Raw genomic sequence first — 14,474 nt, 5'->3', positions numbered from 1 at the left:
CCCCACGCGTTCTGATTCGCGCTCTACTGGCCAGTACAAGATTTGTGGTGTACTGGCCAGTACAAGGGAACGTCGAGAGGACCTCAATGAAGAGCACAGCTGATTTCACCGTTTACGGCAAAACCGTCCTGATCACCGGCGCTGGCATGGGGATGGGCCGCCTGTATGCCCTTCGTGCAGCCAGGGAAGGCGCGGCCACGCTCATTTTGTGGGATGTCAATCCGGTCGCCATTGCTGCTGTTGGCACGGAGGTCCTCGCGCTCGGCGCCAAGGCTGTGATCCAAGCACTTGACCTATCAGATCTTGGTGCCATCAAGGACGCTGCACAGGAGTTGCGGACAGTACATGGCATCGAGGCTCCGGATGTTTTGGTCAACAATGCCGGCATCGTCAAGGCAGGACCTTTCTGGGAGCACGATTCTCTCAAGGACACCGGCCCGACCATGAGGATCAACGCTCTGGCCCCAATGTATGTGGCCGCAGAATTCCTTCCCGCCATGATGAAAAGTGGGGAGCCGGGGCGAATACTGAACATCGCCTCCGCGGCAGGGACACTGGCAAACCCGAACATGAGCGTCTATGCGGCGTCCAAGTGGGCGTTGATCGGTTGGAGTGATTCCCTACGCCTTGAGCTCCAACGCGCAGGCTCCCTCATCAAGGTCACCACTTTTTGCCCCAGTTACATCAGCACTGGCATGTTTGAAGGTGTCAAGGGCCCCCTCCTCACACCCATCATGACTCCGGACATCGCCGTCGGGCGCGCTTGGCAAGCCATGCTCCGAGCCCAGCCGTTCAAGCTAACCCCGTGGACGGCCAAACTAGCCGTGGCCCTGCGCGGGGTCCTACCGACCACCGCATGGGACTTCGTGGCGGGCAATGTATTCAAGGTGTATAGCAGCATGGACCACTTCACTGGCCGCCAAGGGTCTGCTCAAACACCAGAACCGGCACCGCAGGGGTTGAAAACGGAGCAATCAGCACAGGTGCCGGCCGATTCTTCGAAAGGGCAGTAATGACAACACCGTGGCAGCGCACCGCGGAGGGCGCAAACCTTTTGGGAACAAATGGCTCCCTCGGCGTGACCATCTTTGAGGAAATTACCACTCTTGCGAACCGGCACAAGGCGATCAATCTGGGCCAAGGTTTCCCGGACGAGGACGGTCCCGCGGAGCTGAGCCGGATAGCCCAGAACGCCATCGCCACCGGTCATAATCAGTACGCGCCGGGCAAAGGCATTCTAGAACTGCGCTTAGCGATCGCCGAGCACCAGGAACGCTTTTACGGGCTCGCACCGGACCCTGAGAGCGAAGTCATCGTCACCACGGGTGCCACAGAAGCCATCGCCGCAGCCATTCTGGCCCTGACCGGGCCTGGGGATGACGTCCTCACGTTTGAGCCGTTCTACGATTCTTACGGAGCCATGATTGGTCTCAGCGGAGCCTCCCACACTACCGCCGCGCTTCTGGCTCCTGACTTCATGCCAGACCTGCTCACCTTGGAAAACAGCTTCAGCAAAAACACCAAGATGGTCATCGTCAACAATCCACACAACCCCACGGGTGCGGTCTTTCCCCGGGAGGTGCTCACGGAGGTGGTGCGGCTGGCGCGTAAGTACGACGCCGTCATCCTCACCGATGAGGTGTACGAGCACCTGACCTTTGGGCCTCGGCACATACCCGTCGCCACGTTGCCTGGTGCCGCCGAGCGCACGCTGACCATTTCTTCTGCCGGCAAGACCTTTTCCTTTACAGGTTGGAAAATTGGTTGGTTATCTGGACCGGCGGAACTGGTTGCCGCTGCCCGGACCGTCAAACAGTTTCTGACGTATTCTTCTGGCACCCCTTTCCAAACCGCCATCGCGGCAGGGCTTCGGATGGAAGAGTCCTTTTTCACGGACGCTGCTGCAACGTTGAAGCGCAAGCGAGACATCCTCAGCGAGGGTCTGCGCGCGGCCGGCTTAGACGTCCTTACTTCTCAGGGCACCTACTTTGTCAACGCGGACACCTCAACACTTGGCATCACCGACGCCACGGCGCTGGCCCGGCGACTACCGGAGCTGGTCGGCGTGGCAGCCATCCCCGTCCCCGTGTTTTGCCATAGTGAGGGCGCTAGTCGAACCCGCTCCTTACTTCGCTTTGCCTTTTGCAAGAAGGAGTCCGTCCTAGAACAGGCTGCTGAGCGGATCGCGACACTCAAGGACAGGCTTTAGTGCCACTCTCCAGCCGCTTCCTGCGCGCCAGCGGCGTTCACGCCACCCTGGACGCCGATCCCTGGCATGTGGAGGCCTTTGTGCTCAGCATTGACAATGCTGAGCAGTCGCACGTGAACTTGGCCGATCCTGCAAACGTGTTTTATGAGTATCTGCGCCGGATCGCCAATGTCGTGGACCTCGTTAAGCCTGATGGTGAAACCGTCAAAGCCCTTCACTTGGGCGCCGGAGCGCTAACGCTGGCCCGGTATATCCAGGCCACCCGGCCCGGCTCGGTGCAGTACGCCGTGGAGCTGGAACGGGAGCTGCTGGACTTCGTCCTGGAACATCTGCCTCTGCCGGCCGGCACAGATCTGACGAGCCATATTGGGGACGCCCGCGAGGCGTTGGGCGAGCTGCCTGCGGGTCTGCTGTTCGACGTCGTCATTCTGGACATTTTTAGCGGTCCGGACGCGCCGGCTCACCTGGCCTGCACTGACTTTTATCGAGAGGCCGCCGCCATTGTGGCGCCGGGCGGTTTCCTGATCGTCAACGTTGGCGACGAACCGGGCTTCACTCTGGTCACCAGTCAGGTGCGGGCGCTGCGCGGCGCGTTTGACGGCGTGGCAGCCTACGGGACCTCTAACCTGTTCACCAGACGGTATCCGGGAAACATTATTTTGATCGGTCATGCCCAGGGCTGGTCTTCGGAATGGTCGGACGCCCTGGTGGCAGCCGGGCCGCATCCAGCCACCGTCTTGACGGGTGTAGAGCTGGACGAGCTTACTAACCCGCTCGCATGAGGCCTAGACGGCACTCGGCTCTGCAAACCAGAGCCGGGTTTCACCATATTTGCGTTCAGCCAACAATTCCAACGACGCCGGCCAGCTAGGCTCTGGTGTGCGGGCCGAACGCTCCACCACCACGATGGCATAAGAGCTCAGCCGTGGACCCAGTAGATCCAGTACGGCGCTGAGCTCGGCTTCGCCCAATGGGTACGGCGGGTCCATGAATACCAGGTCCCACTCTTCTACCCCAGCCTCCGCCACGCGCATAAGAAAGGTCTCCACGCGGGAGCGCTGAACCGTGACTTTCTTGGAGCCAAGCACTTTGTTGATGAGCTCAGCGTTGCGCTGGCAGACTGCTGCGGCCTTCTCATCAGACTCCACCAGCTGCACTGATTTGGCCCCTCGGCTAGCACTCTCCACGCCCAATGACCCGGATCCTGCATAGAGATCAAGCACACGCACATCATCGAGCATATTCATGGATTCCAAGCGCGAAAACAATGCCTCTTTGACTCTGTCCGTGGTGGGGCGGGTCCCATCACCGGCAACGGAAACCAGTACTGTTCCCCCCGCTATCCCGGCCACTATCCGGCTCACAGCAGCACCGCTGTGTGGGGGAATTTTCTAACCACGTTCAAGGAAGGCCTCATTCTTTTCTGTCACAAACGTATCAATTTCAAGTTTTAGGGCTGGGTGCTCTTTCAAGGTGGGGTCCCCGGACACTATTTCCACAGCGTCCGCTCGCGCCCGCTCAATGAGTTTCTCATCCCGCAGAACACTCAACATGCGCAGCCCGGATCTTCCTCCGGACTGTTTGGCACCGAGGATATCGCCTTCACGACGGAGGTTTAGATCCTCGCGCGCCAACAAGAATCCGTCATTGGTCTCGGCAACAGCTTCAAGTCGCTTCCGGCTTGGATGTCCCCGCTCCAAACTAGTCACGAGCAGGCAGGTCCCCGCGTGTCCACCACGGCCCACACGTCCTCGAAGCTGATGCAGTTGGGACATCCCGAAGCGGTCCGCGTCCAGGATGATCATGAGCGTGGCATTGTGCACGTCAACGCCGACCTCAATGACTGTTGTCGCGACAAGAACGTCAATGGCACCGGCAGCAAATTCTGCCATGGTTCCTTGTTTATCGACCGAATCCAGGCGCCCGTGCAACACTTCAATCCGTTTACCAGACAGCGCTGGCAGAGACCGTAGATACTCCACCACTTCCAGCACGCCCGCCCGGGGCCGGTCTCCGCTCTCAAGAAGATCGCCACTTTCAAGAAGCTCGGCGCCGTCATCGGCGCCGTCACCGATTTTGGGGCACACTACGTACACTTGGTGCCCGGCATCGATCTCTTCGCGGGACCGGGCCCAGACGCGTGATTCCCACATCGGGTGCTCGGCCAGCGGAGCCACGTGGGTGATGATGGGTGCCCGGCCAGCGGGCAGTTGCGTCAGTTCGGAGACTTCAAGATCACCAAAGACGGTCATCGCCACTGTGCGGGGAATGGGCGTGGCGGTCATGACCAGCAGGTGTGGCGGCTTCACCGCTTTGGCGCGCAGGGCATCGCGTTGTTCCACACCAAAGCGGTGCTGTTCATCCACCACGATCAACCCCAAGTCAGCAAATTGCACGTTTTCGGAGAGCAACGCATGGGTGCCGATCACGATTCCGGCTTCGCCGGACGCCGCAGCCAGGAGCGCCTTCCGGCGAGCCACGGCGGGCATGGAGCCGGTGAGCAGAGTGATGTTCGTGGCTTGTGGCCCGCCGAGCAGACGCCCTTCCCCGAGCACACCAAGAAGTGCCGAGATGGAGTGCAAGTGCTGGGCGGCAAGTACCTCGGTGGGAGCCAAAAACGCGGCTTGACCTCCGGCGTCGACCACTTGCAGCATGGCACGCAACGCAACCACCGTCTTGCCAGAGCCCACTTCTCCTTGCAACAGTCGCTGCATGGGGTGCTCTGCGGAGATTTCCTTGGACAGTAGCTCTCCTATTTCCTGCTGTCCGGAGGTGAGCGTGTAAGGCAGCTTGGCGTCAAAGGCTTCCAGCAAAGCGCCGGTGGTAGGGGCGCGTCCAATGGCCTGCTGCGCCTTGGTGCCGCTACGCTTTTGGGCCAACGCTGTCTGCAACGCCAAGGCTTCTTGATAGCGGAAGCGCTTTTGCGCCCGCGGCCAATCCTCCATTGAGGCGGGCACATGAATTTGTTCGTAGGCCTCCCACAGCGGCATGAGCTTCTCACGGGCCGCGTACTGGGCTGGGACTGGGTCCGCAATTTTCCGCAAATCCAATGCTGGCAACAACGCTTTGATGACGTTCTCCGTCTTCCAGCTCGGAAACTTCGCCGTGGCTGGATAAACCGGCACCGGCATGACCGCCTGGAGTTCTGCTTCGTGTTCCGCTAGGGAGTCATCCGGGAGGAGAACGTAATCGGGGTTGGTCAGTGACTTGCTGCGCCCGTACAGACTCACGCGACCGGAAAACAAGGCCAAGACGCCGGGGGTAAGTTCCTTCTTTGCTTTATAGCCGTTGAAGAAACTAATTTTTAGTGGAGAAGGCCTTCCGGTGTTGTCAGTAATGACCACGTCGCTGATAGTGCCCTTGCGCTTTTGCATATACCGCGTGGATAAGCCCACCACCCGGGCCAAAATAGTGACTTCTTCCTCTAACGGAAGCTCGTCCAACTGTGTCAGTTCCCCACGGGCCAGGTAGCGCCGCGGAAACTGGTGGAGCATTTCTCCCACCGTGGTGATGTCCAGGTTTTTCTGCACGGACGTCGCGGAGGCCGCGCCTACTAATCGGGAGAGCTCAAGGGCCAGATCGGCAGCTGCCTTGGTCTGTGGGGGTTGCAGCTGCTCCGGCACTCCGCCGGGATCGCTGGCCGGGACTCCGCCGGGATCGCTGGCGTGGAGTCCGCCGTCGTATTCCATAAAACCGTCAGAGGAGGTCATGGGCATCTTCGGTGGCGTTGGGGCTCAAAGCCGAGATGCTGACATTGTTTGGATCACCCACGGCCTGAATGGCATCCAGCGCGATGGCCGGGGACGGCACATGGACATGGACCCGCCAAGGGTAGGATCCGGCGTCGTCCGCCTCTTCGGACACGGCGCTCATGATGACTGAATCGCCAAGCTCATCCAGCTGCATACGCAACCCTGCTGCGGCGAGCGGTGACAAGTTGACGGTACACATGACTTCCACACCGGCTTGTTCGGGCATGGTCAAGGCGATGTTGGGGTCTTGGACTTTATAGCCGGACAGCCCGTCGAGGAGGTCTTCTTGAAGAGGCTCTCCCAGAACCACCGAGCGCAGGCAGTCCAAAATCAGCAGCAGCCCCACTCCACCAGCGTCCACCACTTTTGCCTCGGTGAGAACGCCGAGCTGCGACTCAGTAAGGACCACGGCAGTCCGCGCAGCGGCCACTGCTCCATCGAGGGTGAGGGCAAGCGCATGGTTGGAATCGTCACCGCCCAGAGTTGATTCCACCTCGGCAGCGCCGCGGGCAGCTGCCTCCAAGACCGAAAGAATGGTGCCCGGCATCGGCTCGCTCAGCGCAGTCCAAGAGCGTAGTTGAGCACGGTGCAGGGCGGCTGCCAGCAGCGGACCGTTGAAGCGCGGTTGGCCGGCAAGGGGCTCGGCCATGGCAGCGAGGAAGACCGAAAACAGGGTGCCGGAGTTGCCCCGCGCGGACTCCATGGCTGCCCGCCCTGCGGACGCCAGAGTGGTTCCAACGTCTGCGGGCGGCAAGTGGAGCAGCGCCTGCGAGGCTGAGCGCACCGTCAGGTAAAGGTTGGTTCCGGTGTCAGCATCTGCCACCGGGTAGATGTTGATGGCGTTGAGCCTGTCGCTGTGGTTGGCCAGTGTTTGTTCGGCCATAGCCAGCCATCGGCGAATGACGGGTGCAGTGGCGGTTATCTTAGACTGCAAAATGATCCCATCCCACAGCGCCATCTACGGCGCTTCGAAAGTTCCGTCCGCCCAAGGTCACCGCCGGTTGATTGGCGTCCTCGGACAGTACCGAGCCTATCCTAATGAACCCGGCAGGCAGTGCAGCAGAGGGTGGGAATGTGGACAAGAGCCCGTGGTCTTCCCCTCCTGTGAGTACCCATTTCAGCGGGTCGGCCGCCAAAGCTTGGGCACATTCAGTCAGTTTTTGCGCATACTTTTGCAGTACGACGCCGTCCAGGTCCAGGCGGGTGCCGCTGGCCGCGGCCAACCGACCGGAATCGCGGAGCAGACCATCAGAAATATCCATCATGGAGGTTGCTCCAGCATTTGCAGCGGCGGGTCCAGCTTCCAATGGCGGCCTTGGCCGGTTGAAGAGGTCCGCAGCTTCTTGGAGGGAAGGGGAGTACTTTTCAGGTGCTAAGAGGCTTTCCTGCAGGGCCCATCCAGCTGCGGCCACCCCCAAGTTGCCGCAGACAGCTAGTTGATCCCCCGGCTGCGCCCCGCTACGCAGGACGGGTTCGCGGCCTTGGAGAGATCCGGTGACAGCCACGGTGACCACCAGTTCGGATCCGCCGGAGAGATCTCCCCCCGCTACTGAACACTCTTGGGCTCCCAACGCGACGATCGCCGCGCTCAAGCCGTCAGCCAACGCCTCGACCCAGCACACCGGCGTGGTCCCCGGCAAAGTGAGGCTGACTACCATGGCCGTGCCGTATGCACCCATGGCATTGATGTCGGAAAGGTTTTGCGCGGCGGCCTTCCATCCCACGTCAAAGCCCGTTGTGGCGTACCCGTTGGGCCAGATCAGACGGAAGTCCTTGTCCTGGACCTGAGTGTCGATGGAGATGACGGTGCGTCCGTCCGGGGCGGCGATGATGGCACAGTCGTCGCCAGGTCCCAGCAGCGTGGATGAGCCAGCGTTCAGGCGCGGGAAGATGCGCGCTAGAAGCCCTGATTCGGAAAGCTGGTCAACTGTCAACGTCATTCTTTAACCGTAATGGTTGGGACTGACATTCCTTAACCCTCCTCAGATGACGCAGGCGGGTACACGGCGCAAGATCGGGGCCACCACACGCCACTGCGGTTGCGGCTGCGGCTTCCACCGTCGGCGTCGCCGTCGGCGTCGGCGAGAACTGCCTACTCGCCGTCGGCCGTGCCCTCATTTGGCCCGTCGCGTCGCTCACGCGCGATCCATGGCGCGCGGCCGCGGCATCTTCCGGGCACTGACCGCCGCCAGAGCCCGATCGGCCCTGGCACAGGGGAAAACGCTGGTCCACAGTGATTCTTCCGAGTTTTCCCGCCCCATTCTGGAACGTTCCGGCCTGGTGAAAGTCTCCTCCGCCGTCCCCTATTTCTGGCGACGCTAGAGTACGACGCCGTCCACTCGCGGCAGGCGTCAAACTCACGCCGAGTCTTGCGCCAGTAGCCAAGACGCGTCAAACTCGCGCTGGGTTCTGCGCCGCAGGGGACAAGAACACGTCACAGCACACAGCCGGCTCCGCCTTGGAGGCGACTTCCGTGCTGTGACGCATCAGCTGAAGCGGTCACTGCTCATTCATAGGTATCCGGACACCGCGCTCGGCTGCCACCTCGATGGCACGCTCGTAACCGGCGTCGGCGTGGCGGATGACGCCGGTGCCGGGATCATTGGTCAGCAGCCGTTCAAGCTTCTCTGCGGCCAAGGGCGTGCCATCGGCCACGGAAACCTGGCCTGCGTGGATGGATCGGCCGATTCCCACACCACCGCCGTGGTGAATGGAGACCCAGGTGGCACCGGAGGCCGTGTTTAGCATGGCGTTGAGCAGGGGCCAGTCAGCAATTGCGTCGGAGCCGTCCTTCATGGCCTCAGTTTCCCGGTACGGGGACGCTACGGAACCGGAGTCCAGGTGGTCGCGGCCAATCACGATGGGCGCGGAGACCTTCCCGTCCGCTACAAGCTGGTTGAACATGACACCGGCCTTTGCCCGATCCCCATAGCCTAGCCAGCAGATGCGCGCTGGCAGGCCCTCAAATTCAACGTGCTCCGCTGCTGCGTTAAGCCAGCGGTGCAGATGCGCGTCCTTGGGAAAGAGCTCCTTCAAAGCTTCATCCGTCACACGAATATCCTCAGGGTCCCCGGAGAGGGCAACCCAGCGGAACGGCCCCATCCCTTCGCAGAAGAGCGGGCGGATGTAGGCCGGGACGAAGCCGGGGAAATCAAAGGCCCGGTTATAACCACCCTTGCGAGCCTCATCCCGGATGGAGTTGCCGTAGTCAAAGACCTCGGCGCCAGCGTCCTGAAATTCGACCATCGCTTGCACGTGGCGTGCCATTGCGTTTTGGGACTTCTTGGTGAACCCTTCCGGATCTGATTCGGATTCGGGGGCCCACTCTTCCAGCGTGTATTCGGTGGGGAGGTAGGAGAGGGGATCGTGCGCGCTGGTCTGGTCAGTGACGATGTCCACGGTGAACTCGCCGGCTTGGTGGCGGGCCAGAATCGCCGGGAACAGCTCTGCTGCATTGCCAACAACACCGACGGAAAGAGGCTTCTTCGAAGTTTTAGCCGCTAGAACGCGCTCAAGGGCTGCATCCAAGGAAGGGGCCAGCTCATCCAGGTAGCGCTTTCCGACGCGGCGTTCCAGGCGCTCTGCACTGACATCCACAATCAGGCATGCACCGCCGTTCAAGGTGACAGCTAGAGGCTGGGCACCGCCCATGCCCCCGCAGCCAGCCGTCAGGGTGAGTGTTCCGGCCAGCGTCCCGCCGAAGCGCTTTTCAGCGATGGCAGCAAAGGTCTCAAAGGTTCCCTGCAGGATGCCCTGGGTGCCGATGTAGATCCATGACCCCGCGGTCATTTGCCCATACATCATCAATCCCTCGGCCTCGAGTTTGCGGAATTCAGGCCAGGTGGCCCAGTCCCCCACCAAATTGGAATTGGCCAGCAGCACTCGCGGGGCCCACTTGTTGGTGCGGAATACACCCACGGGCTTGCCCGATTGCACCAGCAGAGTTTCGTCATCTTCGAGCGTCTTCAGCGTGGCCACAATGGCGTCATATGCTTCCCAAGAGCGCGCAGCGCGTCCTGTGCCGCCGTACACCACCAAGTCCTCGGGACGCTCAGCAACTTCCGGGTCCAAATTGTTCATGAGCATGCGCAGCGGAGCTTCGGTCTGCCAGGATTTCGCGGAGAGTTCCGTGCCACGGGCTGCACGGATACTACGGGAGGGGTCATGCATGGTTGCCATGATGTTTCCTTAAACTGTTGTTTCAAAGCCGAAGGCCGACGGCGCGGCAATTATGTCCTAACCCCAATCAAACCTTGTGGGAAGCGCAGATTCTAGGGCTTCCCAACGCGAGGTGTCTGTGATCTAAGACAGCAGGACAGAAGCTAGTGGTGGTCGTTAGACCCCTACCAGCTGGAATGAAAGCGTCTCTTTGGAGAGCCGCACGCATACAAAACATCAACAAGACCGCGCTCCTGATCAGGCTCCATTCTCGGCACGAATGATCTTCTTACAGCCTGGGCTTTTACCCCAGCCCGGCAGTATTCAGGTAGGCCTTGAGCGAGTCCGTGGACAGCGCCGAACCGATAGCGGCAATGGCGGCGTCATCGCGCACGACGATCGATTGCCCGTCTGCGCTGGTACCGGTCCCCAGTGTGGGCAGCGTGAAGGAAAGCACGTCAGGACCACGAATATTACGCAGGCTCAAAGCTAACTGCCCAGCCGTGACCGAGTCCAGCCCCTGGTCAACACTGACGAACGGCGAAAATTCGGTGACTAAGTTTGTCAGGGCAGCAGGGTTCGCTAAGTTTGCCGGTGTAAGGACAGTATTCAGAACGGCCTTGAGGAAAATTTGCTGATCCTTCACCCGCTGGTAGTCACCGTCGCTAAACGCATACCGCTCCCGGACAAAGTCCAGGGCCCGGTCCCCATTGAGCTTTTGCGGGCCCTGCGCGAATTTTACTCCACTTTGATAGGAAGTGAACGGCAACGGCACATCAACCGTGACACCGCCTAAAGCGTCGGTGATCGCTTTGAAGCCTTCAAAATCAACGATGGCCACGTGATCTATTCGGGACTTGAACAGCCCTTCTAAGGTTTCCACCACCAACGGGACCCCGCCGTACGCCATCGCTGCGTTGATCTTTGCTTCGCCGAATCCGGGGATGTTCACCCAGGTGTCACGCATGATCGACATCATGAAAATATTTTTTCGGTCTGCCGGGATATGGATCCAGATCATGGTGTCCGAGCGTTGGTTCGACGGCAGCCCCTGCTTGGCCAAGGTCAGGGAATCGCCTCTGCTATCGCTGCCCAGCATCAAAATATTGACCGCGTCGGACGCCGGACCGTCCGTGGGTTTGAGCGGTCTGGACGCATCATTGGGAAAGGCTTGGCTAATCTTTTGGGTCTTTGTGTCAAAACTATGAGCCAAGTTGTAGACGAACATCGCGCTGACGACAGCAGCAATCACGAACACGGCGAGCACGCCCAACACGATGACCCGGCGAGTCTTGCTGCGCCGCTGGTTGAGCGCTGGCCCGACTTTCTCTTCACTCATGGCGTCATCTTCTCACCTTGACCTTGGTTTCTACCTCAGAGTCTTAGCTATTTTCTGCATCGTTGTGCTGCCGTGACCTGCCTGACTACCCGGTGTGGCAGCTAGCGAGGCACACCCTGTCCACCTGGGCAGATCTGAGCGGATAGGCTTGAAGCATGCGTGCGAACTCTTTGACCCGACTGTCTGCCCTACCGTTTTTGCTCGTCACTGTCCTTGCCGTGAGTGGCTGCGCCTCAACAGTTGAGGTGGCTTCGGCCAAAGATTCCAACAATCCCGCGTGCGCGCCGATGATGGTGGCACTTCCCGATGCACTGGCCGACGCCGGACGGCGCACCACCTCCAGCCAGGCCACGGCCGCTTGGGGAGACCCCGCAACGGTTGTCCTGCGATGCGGGGTGACCCCGCCCACTCCCACCACGGATATTTGCGTTGGTGTAAACGGCGTGGATTGGGTGATCAAGGAAGGCGATCCCACTTGGACGCTCACCACTTACGGCCGCGAGCCAGCCACTGAAATTCTTTTGGACCCGAAGAAAGTCAATTCCAGCACGGTTTTGGCCCAGCTTTCCAGCGCCGCCAATAAGCTCCCGCGCCTACGCGGCTGCGTGGGCCCCTCCGATGTGGAAAACCTGCCAGCTACCGGCTAAGCAGACCCCCAGAGTAGTTCTCAACGCGTACGCAGTCTCCACAAGGACGTGATCTCAAGTGTTCGGGCGCTAAAGAAGGGGTCCTTGTGATCCATGGACCGCGGATGCCTGGCTGGCGTTTCCATCCTGTCCACTACCTGCAGACCCCCAGCATCAATCCAGCCCAATAATTCCTCGCGTGAGCGCAATCCCAGATGCTCGGCGAGGTCGGAGATGACGAGCCAGCCTTCTCCCCCGGGTTCAAGGTGTTTCCCAAGGCCAGCAAGGAACGCCTTGAGCATGCGGCTTTTTGGGTCGTAGACAGCGTGATCAAGCAGCGTATTGGCGGCACCGGGCAGCCACGGCGGATTGCACACGATCAGCGGCGCCTTGATACCGGCAAACATGTCGCCAAATAACACGTGGACTTGTCCATCGAGTCCCAGTCGTGCCATATTTTCCGCGGCGCACGCAATGGCCCGAGGTTCGGTATCCGTGGCAATAACTTTCTTCACACCGCGTCGGGCAAGAATGGCTGCCAGCACTCCGGTTCCAGTGCCAACGTCAACGGCTAGCACAGTGGACGGCAACGGTGCCTGTGCCACCAAGTCCAGGTATTCATTACGGATCGGCGCAAACGTGCCGTAGTGCGGATAAATCACAGCATCCAAAGCCTGAACACGCACACCATTTTTGTGCCACTCATGGGCGCCGATGGCACCGAGGACATCTTGAAGTGAGACGGCGCTGGGCCCTGCGACATCCCCAAAGGCTGCTAGCAGCGCATCTTGCGCTGCGGGCGCACGGCGCAACGCAACGGCGGGTCCGGGCTGAAGGGGCACTAGCAGCGATCCTAAAATTCTGGCACGCTGGGATCTGCCCTGCCGGTGACGGTAGAAGGCCATGGCGACCTCTTCGCCGTCGTGCTTCTTACCCCCAGGGATTCGCCGAGCCATCGCGGAGAGCAGCTGGCGAGCATTGTGGTAATCGCCAGTGAACATAATTGCTGTCCCTTGGACCGCCAGACGGTAGGCATCATCAGCGGTGAGGGAATCGTCCGCCATGACCACGTTCTTAGCCGGCTTGGTCCCGCTGGCGCTGATCCACGCCGCCTCCGCAGGCACGCCGAGGTTCATCCACGTGATAGTGGGCGAAGAATCCGGGGCTGGATCGGTGATTATGTGAGCTCCTGGCAGTGCGGGGTGAGAGTGCGGGGGGGTGAGAGGGGAAGCGAGCGGCGTTTCTACCGCAGGCCAATCTTGCGGCTGAGTGCCAACTGCAGGAGTTCATCGATCAGCTGTGGGTAAGGAAGGCCTGATGCGGCCCACATCTGCGGGTACATCGACGACGGCGTGAAGCCTGGCATGGTGTTGATCTCGTTGATGATGAGCTCGCCGGAAGGCGTATAGAAAAAGTCCACCCGGGAGAGACCCTCCGCTCCCACCGCATCAAATGCCACGGCGGCCAGGTCACGCACGCGGGAGATATCAACCGCAGGCATCTCCGCGGGGCAGCTGAGGTTGACTGCGGTACCCTGGACGTATTTGGCGTCGAAATCGTAGAACTGGTGAGTCCCATCCACCACTGAGATTTCCCCAGGTAGCGAGACGCGGGGCCTGTCACTACCCCGTCCTTCCAGGACTGCCACCTCAATTTCGCGCCCGGTAATTCCGGCCTCGATGACCAGTTTCAGATCGTACTTTCGGGCTTCTGCAATAGCAGAGTCCAAGCCATCGGGGCCATCCACTTTCGAAATCCCCATGGATGATCCTCCCCGCGCTGGCTTGACGAATACGGGGAAGCCCAGTGCTGCTACTTTTGCCCGCACGCTCTCCGGGTCCACACTCCATGCCCGGTCGCTCACAGCAACGTACGGTCCCACTGCCAGCCCAGCGGCCTCAAAAACGACCTTCATGAAGTGCTTGTCCATCCCAATGGCGGACGCAGCAACACCGGCACCTACGTAGCGGGTGTCAGAAAGCTCCAGAAGCCCCTGAATGGTTCCGTCTTCACCCCATGGCCCATGCAGCAGCGGAAAAACCACATCTACGCCACCCAGCTCTTCCGGAACACGGCTCGATTCGCTGATCACCAGCTGGTGGCCGCCACCCAGGTGGGACAGGGACACTGATCTTCCTGCGGGCGAAACTTCAGGCATGGCTCCCGAGGTCAAAGACCAGTCTGCGATCTCAGTGCCAGCCAAAACCCACTGGCCGTTCTTAGCGATACCGATCGCGACGACGTCGTACTTGTCCTTGTCTATGGCACCCAGCACGCCTGCAGCAGTGACACAGCTGACGGCATGCTCACTGGACCGGCCGCCGAAAAGGACAGCAACTTTGATGCGCCCGGGCACGGGGGCACCTGCGCTAGGGGAATCAGTGCTCACG

Annotated in this window: 13 protein-coding genes and 1 pseudogene; 6 read left to right on the top strand and 8 right to left on the bottom strand. The window is 60.5% G+C overall.

Going from position 1 to position 14,474, the window contains the following annotated elements; genetic code table 11:
• The first annotated feature begins 86 nt into the window (after positions 1-86).
• Genes LOH53_RS10365 through LOH53_RS10355 form a run of 3 tightly spaced genes read left to right on the top strand, consistent with a single transcriptional unit; the run spans position 87 to position 2,991 of the window.
• A complete protein-coding gene (locus LOH53_RS10365; RefSeq protein ID WP_230067661.1) occupies positions 87-1,013 on the top strand; it encodes an SDR family NAD(P)-dependent oxidoreductase in 927 nt (308 codons plus the stop codon).
• A complete protein-coding gene (locus tag LOH53_RS10360; RefSeq protein ID WP_230067660.1) occupies positions 1,013-2,209 on the top strand; it encodes an aminotransferase class I/II-fold pyridoxal phosphate-dependent enzyme in 1,197 nt (398 codons plus the stop codon). Before LOH53_RS10365 ends, LOH53_RS10360 begins: the two co-directional genes overlap by 1 nt.
• Complete coding sequence (locus LOH53_RS10355) at positions 2,209-2,991, top strand: spermidine synthase (protein ID WP_230067659.1); 783 nt, start codon at positions 2,209-2,211, stop codon at positions 2,989-2,991. Before LOH53_RS10360 ends, LOH53_RS10355 begins: the two co-directional genes overlap by 1 nt.
• 3 nt (positions 2,992-2,994) lie before the next feature.
• Here LOH53_RS10355 and rsmD read toward each other — a convergent pair whose 3' ends face one another.
• The 4 genes from rsmD to LOH53_RS10335 are packed head-to-tail and all read right to left on the bottom strand — an operon-like array spanning position 2,995 to position 7,901.
• A complete protein-coding gene (gene rsmD, locus LOH53_RS10350; protein ID WP_326832768.1) occupies positions 2,995-3,597 on the bottom strand; it encodes a 16S rRNA (guanine(966)-N(2))-methyltransferase RsmD in 603 nt (200 codons plus the stop codon).
• A 3-nt stretch (positions 3,598-3,600) separates the two neighbouring features.
• The gene (locus LOH53_RS10345; RefSeq protein WP_230067657.1) at positions 3,601-5,919 is read right to left on the bottom strand and encodes an ATP-dependent DNA helicase RecG; all 2,319 of its coding nucleotides are present in this window, start codon (positions 5,917-5,919) and stop codon (positions 3,601-3,603) included.
• Positions 5,906-6,844, bottom strand: coding sequence for a DAK2 domain-containing protein (locus tag LOH53_RS10340; protein ID WP_230067656.1), 939 nt, complete (start codon positions 6,842-6,844; stop codon positions 5,906-5,908). Before LOH53_RS10340 ends, LOH53_RS10345 begins: the two co-directional genes overlap by 14 nt.
• Positions 6,845-6,884: 40 nt before the next feature.
• The gene (locus LOH53_RS10335) at positions 6,885-7,901 is read right to left on the bottom strand and encodes a thiamine-phosphate kinase (protein WP_230067655.1); all 1,017 of its coding nucleotides are present in this window, start codon (positions 7,899-7,901) and stop codon (positions 6,885-6,887) included.
• A 214-nt stretch (positions 7,902-8,115) separates the two neighbouring features.
• Between LOH53_RS10335 and LOH53_RS10330 the strand changes: the two are divergent.
• Positions 8,116-8,283 (top strand): annotated as a pseudogene (locus LOH53_RS10330) (GNAT family N-acetyltransferase); the annotation flags it as partial.
• 177 nt (positions 8,284-8,460) lie between these two features.
• Here LOH53_RS10330 and hutU read toward each other — a convergent pair.
• The gene (gene hutU / locus LOH53_RS10325; protein ID WP_230067654.1) at positions 8,461-10,140 is read right to left on the bottom strand and encodes a urocanate hydratase; all 1,680 of its coding nucleotides are present in this window, start codon (positions 10,138-10,140) and stop codon (positions 8,461-8,463) included.
• A gap of 283 nt (positions 10,141-10,423) precedes the next feature.
• On the bottom strand, positions 10,424-11,458 hold the full coding sequence (locus LOH53_RS10320; protein ID WP_230067653.1) for an LCP family protein: 1,035 nt from the start codon (positions 11,456-11,458) through the stop codon (positions 10,424-10,426).
• Between the two features lie 155 nt (positions 11,459-11,613).
• On the opposite strand from LOH53_RS10320, the gene LOH53_RS10315 reads away from it, so the two are divergent.
• Positions 11,614-12,105 (top strand): DUF3515 domain-containing protein, encoded by a 492-nt coding sequence (locus LOH53_RS10315; protein WP_230067652.1) that lies wholly within the window; start codon positions 11,614-11,616, stop codon positions 12,103-12,105.
• Positions 12,106-12,125: 20 nt separating this feature from the next.
• Here LOH53_RS10315 and LOH53_RS10310 read toward each other — a convergent pair whose 3' ends face one another.
• Positions 12,126-13,148, bottom strand: coding sequence for a methyltransferase (locus tag LOH53_RS10310; protein WP_230067651.1), 1,023 nt, complete (start codon positions 13,146-13,148; stop codon positions 12,126-12,128).
• On the opposite strand from LOH53_RS10310, the gene LOH53_RS16830 reads away from it, so the two are divergent.
• Positions 13,147-13,269, top strand: a complete 123-nt coding sequence (locus LOH53_RS16830) for a hypothetical protein (protein WP_268251091.1) — start codon at positions 13,147-13,149, stop codon at positions 13,267-13,269. The two genes, LOH53_RS10310 and LOH53_RS16830, sit on opposite strands and share 2 nt — an antisense overlap.
• Positions 13,270-13,327: 58 nt before the next feature.
• Here the strand turns inward: LOH53_RS16830 and LOH53_RS10305 are convergent, their stop codons facing one another.
• Entirely contained in the window at positions 13,328-14,473 is a 1,146-nt protein-coding gene (locus LOH53_RS10305) for a D-alanine--D-alanine ligase family protein (protein ID WP_230067650.1), read from the bottom strand.
• Between the last annotated feature and the right edge of the window lies 1 nt (position 14,474).

The sequence above is a fragment of the Arthrobacter cryoconiti genome, assembly GCF_020905375.1.
GTDB classification, from domain to species: domain Bacteria; phylum Actinomycetota; class Actinomycetes; order Actinomycetales; family Micrococcaceae; genus Specibacter; species Specibacter cryoconiti.
The sequence above is the reverse complement of the archived record's forward strand: the minus strand, read 5'-3'. Positions and strand labels throughout refer to the sequence as shown.